Below are 4134 nucleotides of genomic sequence, written 5' to 3'. Positions count from 1 at the left end.
CACGTTCGGCAGCCATTCCTGTAAATAACTGTAGGCCGTCCCCGCAATCGCCAAATCGGGAAACAGCGCTTTGAGCTCGGCCGTAGCCGCGATCTGTCGGGCCACGCCTACCTGCGATATGACAACGGATCGTTCAGCAACTGAATGCCACAGCATCATGCACAAAAGGAATCTCTAGGAGTGTCAACGCATCGTGCACATAAGTGGCAAGAAAAGCGGTCACATAATTTGATAATCATGGTTGTGTCGAGGCCAATAGAATAATACGGTTACAGTTTCTCCAGGTAGCTGCTAATAGCGAAAGGAGAAACGATCATGAAAGATGAATTATCTACTCGAAAGACGGCCATTCGGCTGCGATTAGCGGGTGAGTCTGTCGAGAGTATCTGTAGCACCTTAAAACGTTCAAAACGCTGGTTTCACAAGTGGTGGCAACGCTATCTTACACTGGGAACAGAAGGCCTGTATGATCTAACGCGGGCCAACCATCGAGTCGCACGACAAACACCGCCACACATCGAGCGTGCAGTGTTGAGTGTTCGCCGACGGCTGGAAGCACGCTCAACACCACAAACGCGCTACGCTCAAATAGGAGCTGCGACCATACGTGAGGAGTTACGCACTTTGGGTCTGACACCACTACCGAGTTTACGTACGGTCGGTCGTATCCTACAACGGGCAGGGCTGACCAACCCTTCGTTGCGGTTAGCGCAGACACTTGCACGAAGCGACTACCCAGGCCCGCAGGCCCAGGACACGAACCAATTACATCAAGTCGACACAGTTGGGCCACGCTACCTGAAAGGCGACAAGACCCGCTACTATTTCCTGATTTGCAAAGATGTCTTTGACCAAGCCGTTTATACTGAACTGGTCAAGAGCCGGAAAATGGATGGCATCCTGGCTTTCCTGATCCATGCCTGGCAACATCTGGGTCTACCGGAGATGGTGCAGTTTGACAATGGACGCGAGTTCTGCGGTTTTGGCCACTCAGCGCGCTATCTCAGCCGTATCATCCGGTTGTGTTTGCGCCTGGAAGTCGAAACGGTCTTCATCCCGCCCGCCAAGCCGCAACGCAATGGTTCGGTCGAAAACTTCAATGGCTGGTTTCAACCTCTGTTGCTCAATCGCACCTATCGGCGAGCTTGTGATCTGCGTCGACAATTACGCCTGCTGATGAACACCGTCAATGCGCAACACGTCCATCCCCAGTTGGGATACAAGACGCCAACTCAGTACCGCAAATCCAAGCGTCTGCGTGTACTCCCTGCCAATTTCAAACTTGACGGTTCCAAGCTCCCCATTTCCGTGGGCAAAGTTACCTTCATCCGTTTGGTCTCAGCGGCGGGTACCATCAACATCTTGGAACAGAAATTCAAGCTTGGCAAGCGCCTCAAGTTTCAGTATGTCAAGGCCACCCTCTACACCCGCTACCAGACCTTGAAAATCTATCACAAAGGTCGTCTTATCAAACAGTTTGACTACGAACTACCCAAAAACTAACGCAGTTTGATTTCATTACTCTGGCATCTACCTATGCCATTTTGTGCACGATGCGTTGGCAGTTACCTGTTCTATTGCATGCACGATGCGTTGGCACCTCCTACTGTCTCAATCTGCACCCATATGCGTTGTCATATCGCATATTACCTTAGCAATGCCCCTGCCGAGATCGACCCACTTGAATTGGTGCGGATCAGCGGTATGCGTTGGCCCGTGGAAATAATTTTCCGGGCTGGCAAAGTCGAAGTCGGTTTCGACCACTATGAACTGCGTAGTTGGCTGGGTTGGCATCACCATATGTGCTTTGCTTTTCTGGCTCATCTTTTCCTCGTTCGCATGCGCATCTTCTTCAAACAGCGGGCTCCGGCTCTGACCGTCTACCAGGTCCGTTTACTGCTCTTGAGTGTGTTACCAATACCCAAATTTGATGTCGCGGCTGCCATCCGCATGGTTCGCTACTATCAACGTAGAAATTACGCAGCCTATTTGTCTCATCGCAAGGGCCGTTTGGCTCGGCTTTCAGCTAACCTTGCGCTGTAATACTAGTTACCCGACAGTTATGTGTCAACGGTAAGAACATAGTGGAATTTTGAATGTAAGGTCATTGGTCAAACGCCTTTCAATGAAGCGTAAACCAATCTGGAAGATGGATAAGTCTCGGCGGTCATTGCGGTCAACCAGATGTCTGTCACCAGCGTGAATGGTACGAGTGCCAACAGCAACTAACCAAACATAAAGGATAGCGACCGCCAAAGTCAGTCGAGATAAACGTTGAAAATGGCACAATTTGGTTTTCTCCAGGTCAAAACCATGTTTTTTGAAATCACCGAACATTTCTTCAATCCAGGGTCTGCGAGCGTAAAGGCGCAAGGCCATTCGACGGTCGGGCAGGTTGGTGGCCAGACACCAGGGTTCCTTTTCGCCACGTTTCCAGTGAACCAGCAGGTTGACCGGATAGATGTGATTGACGGCCAGATACCCGCTTCCCAGCCAGATACTTTGACCAGCTTTTTGGATGTGGCTGTCGAAAGATTTCCAGCCTTCTGGCTCAGAGAACCAGACCTGGGTGTCGGACTTTTGACGCAGGACATAGAACCAACGCCAACGGTCCAATTGTTCCAAGACAGGTACGGAGCCAAATTCACAGTCACCAACCAGGAAAACCGCTGCTCCAGCAGGGATCAGACTGTCTACATAGGCCAGCAAAGCCAGTTGTTTGCGAGCACTGCTGTGTCCTTTGATATATTTGACCCAGGTCCAAGCCAGCGGGATCGAACGTCTGCGGTAGGCCAGGCAAACGATCAGCAGTTGATGTCCAAACCCGATCTTGCTGCCGTCCACAATCAAGCGGATTTCGCCCAATTGTCGAAACTGCGCTTGCAACCAGTCTTTGGCAATCGGTGCATACCATCTTCGAACCCGAATCGCCGGATTTGCCAGGAATCGGGCCAGGCGACGAACCGTGCTCAAGAGCTTGGCTTTGCCAGGAATTTTCCCGGCAATATGACTCAGGGTCACAGAACGACTGCGATGGATCCCGACCAGCAACCAGACGAAATTGCGCATTTGGGTAACTCTTTGACCCGGACGCAGTTCCCGAATTCGTCGAAACCACGTATGATATTGTCGGTTGATCGGCATTGCTCTCCTCCAGATATTGTTTTGACTGCTAACTCAACTTTACCTGGAGTTGGCAGGCCGATCAACCTTTTTTGTTAAAGTGTCGGGTAACTAGTACTTCATCAAATAAATTCTGATAGGTGATTCTTGGTCAATTACTGCTCTTTTTTCATAGGGTACAGTCGTTTCAGTTTATCCCTGGCATTTGGGATAGAGAAACGCCAATCAATCGTTGCTTTGCGGTTGTTTCGTTCCGCTTCCCAAGCACCTACTTCTCTCGTGACGATTTCTTGGTTACCCAATCTGCGATCAAGGCACTGTTCTGTTAGAACTGAAATTTCGACTTCAGCCATATTCAACCAGCTACTGTGTTTGGGTGTGTAATGGAACTCCAATTTTTTCGTCAATTGTCGGGCCTGTTCAGGCGGAAAGGTTTCATAAAACGCAGCCGGTGTATGCGTGTTGAGATTATCCAACACCACGCGGATCTTTTCGGCTTCCGGAAGGTGAATTTCAGCCAGGTCCTTCATGCACAAGGCGAAAACCTGTTTGGTTCGTCGGTCGGTGACTTTGACCTGTCGCCAGCCTGCCAGAGGTTGCAAAAACATAAACAGATTACAGGTGCCTTCACGTTTGTATTCAAAATCATAGCGCTGGGGCGTTCCACTTTGCATGGGCAGAGGCAATCTGGTTTCGCTCACCATTTGATAGGGCACTTCGTCAAAGCAAATCACTGGAAAAGCTGGTTGGTAAGGTTCGGCATACAAATCCAGGATATCTTCCATGCGCCACACAAATCGGGCGCCAATAACGGTCGGGATACACCATTTTTGCCGTTGCCAAGGTTTGAGATCGTTTTTTTTAGCACCAATCGCACCGCTTCATATGATAGGCTCTCCAAGTGGGTCAGGGTTACCAAGCGATCTGCCAACAATTGGAGAGTCCAGCGCACACGCCCATCCGGGGGTTGGCTTTGGGCCAAGGTGGTCAAGATGGTTTCTACTTTATCGT

4 protein-coding genes and 1 pseudogene are annotated in these 4134 nt (G+C 50.2%); 2 read left to right on the top strand and 3 right to left on the bottom strand.

Annotation, left to right across the window (positions count from 1 at the left end; genetic code table 11):
* Positions 1-315: 315 nt before the first annotated feature.
* Together ACQY6F_RS18335 and ACQY6F_RS18330 are read left to right on the top strand one after the other, a co-directional pair.
* A complete protein-coding gene (locus ACQY6F_RS18335; RefSeq protein ID WP_428776505.1) occupies positions 316-1503 on the top strand; it encodes an integrase core domain-containing protein in 1188 nt (395 codons plus the stop codon).
* A 33-nt stretch (positions 1504-1536) separates the two neighbouring features.
* Positions 1537-2043 carry a hypothetical protein gene (locus ACQY6F_RS18330; protein ID WP_428776504.1) on the top strand — a complete coding sequence of 169 codons (507 nt, stop codon included), beginning with the start codon at positions 1537-1539 and terminating at the stop codon, positions 2041-2043.
* Positions 2044-2067: 24 nt separating this feature from the next.
* On the opposite strand, the gene ACQY6F_RS18325 is transcribed toward ACQY6F_RS18330, so the two are convergent.
* From ACQY6F_RS18325 to ACQY6F_RS18315, 3 genes and pseudogenes are all read right to left on the bottom strand, one after another.
* Positions 2068-3069: an IS4 family transposase gene (locus ACQY6F_RS18325; protein WP_428776502.1), complete on the bottom strand. Its 1002-nt coding sequence runs from the start codon at positions 3067-3069 to the stop codon at positions 2068-2070.
* Between the two features lie 209 nt (positions 3070-3278).
* On the bottom strand, positions 3279-3932 hold the full coding sequence (locus tag ACQY6F_RS18320) for an IS630 family transposase (RefSeq protein ID WP_428776506.1): 654 nt from the start codon (positions 3930-3932) through the stop codon (positions 3279-3281).
* Positions 3854-4134: pseudogene (locus ACQY6F_RS18315) on the bottom strand (hypothetical protein); the annotation flags it as partial. The pseudogene ACQY6F_RS18315 and the gene ACQY6F_RS18320, both read right to left, overlap by 79 nt.

The sequence above is a fragment of the Vibrio sp. genome, assembly GCF_050299255.1.
Lineage (GTDB): Bacteria > Pseudomonadota > Gammaproteobacteria > Enterobacterales > Vibrionaceae > Vibrio.
Note: the sequence above shows the minus strand (reverse complement) of the source record. Positions and strands in the feature narration are given on the sequence as shown.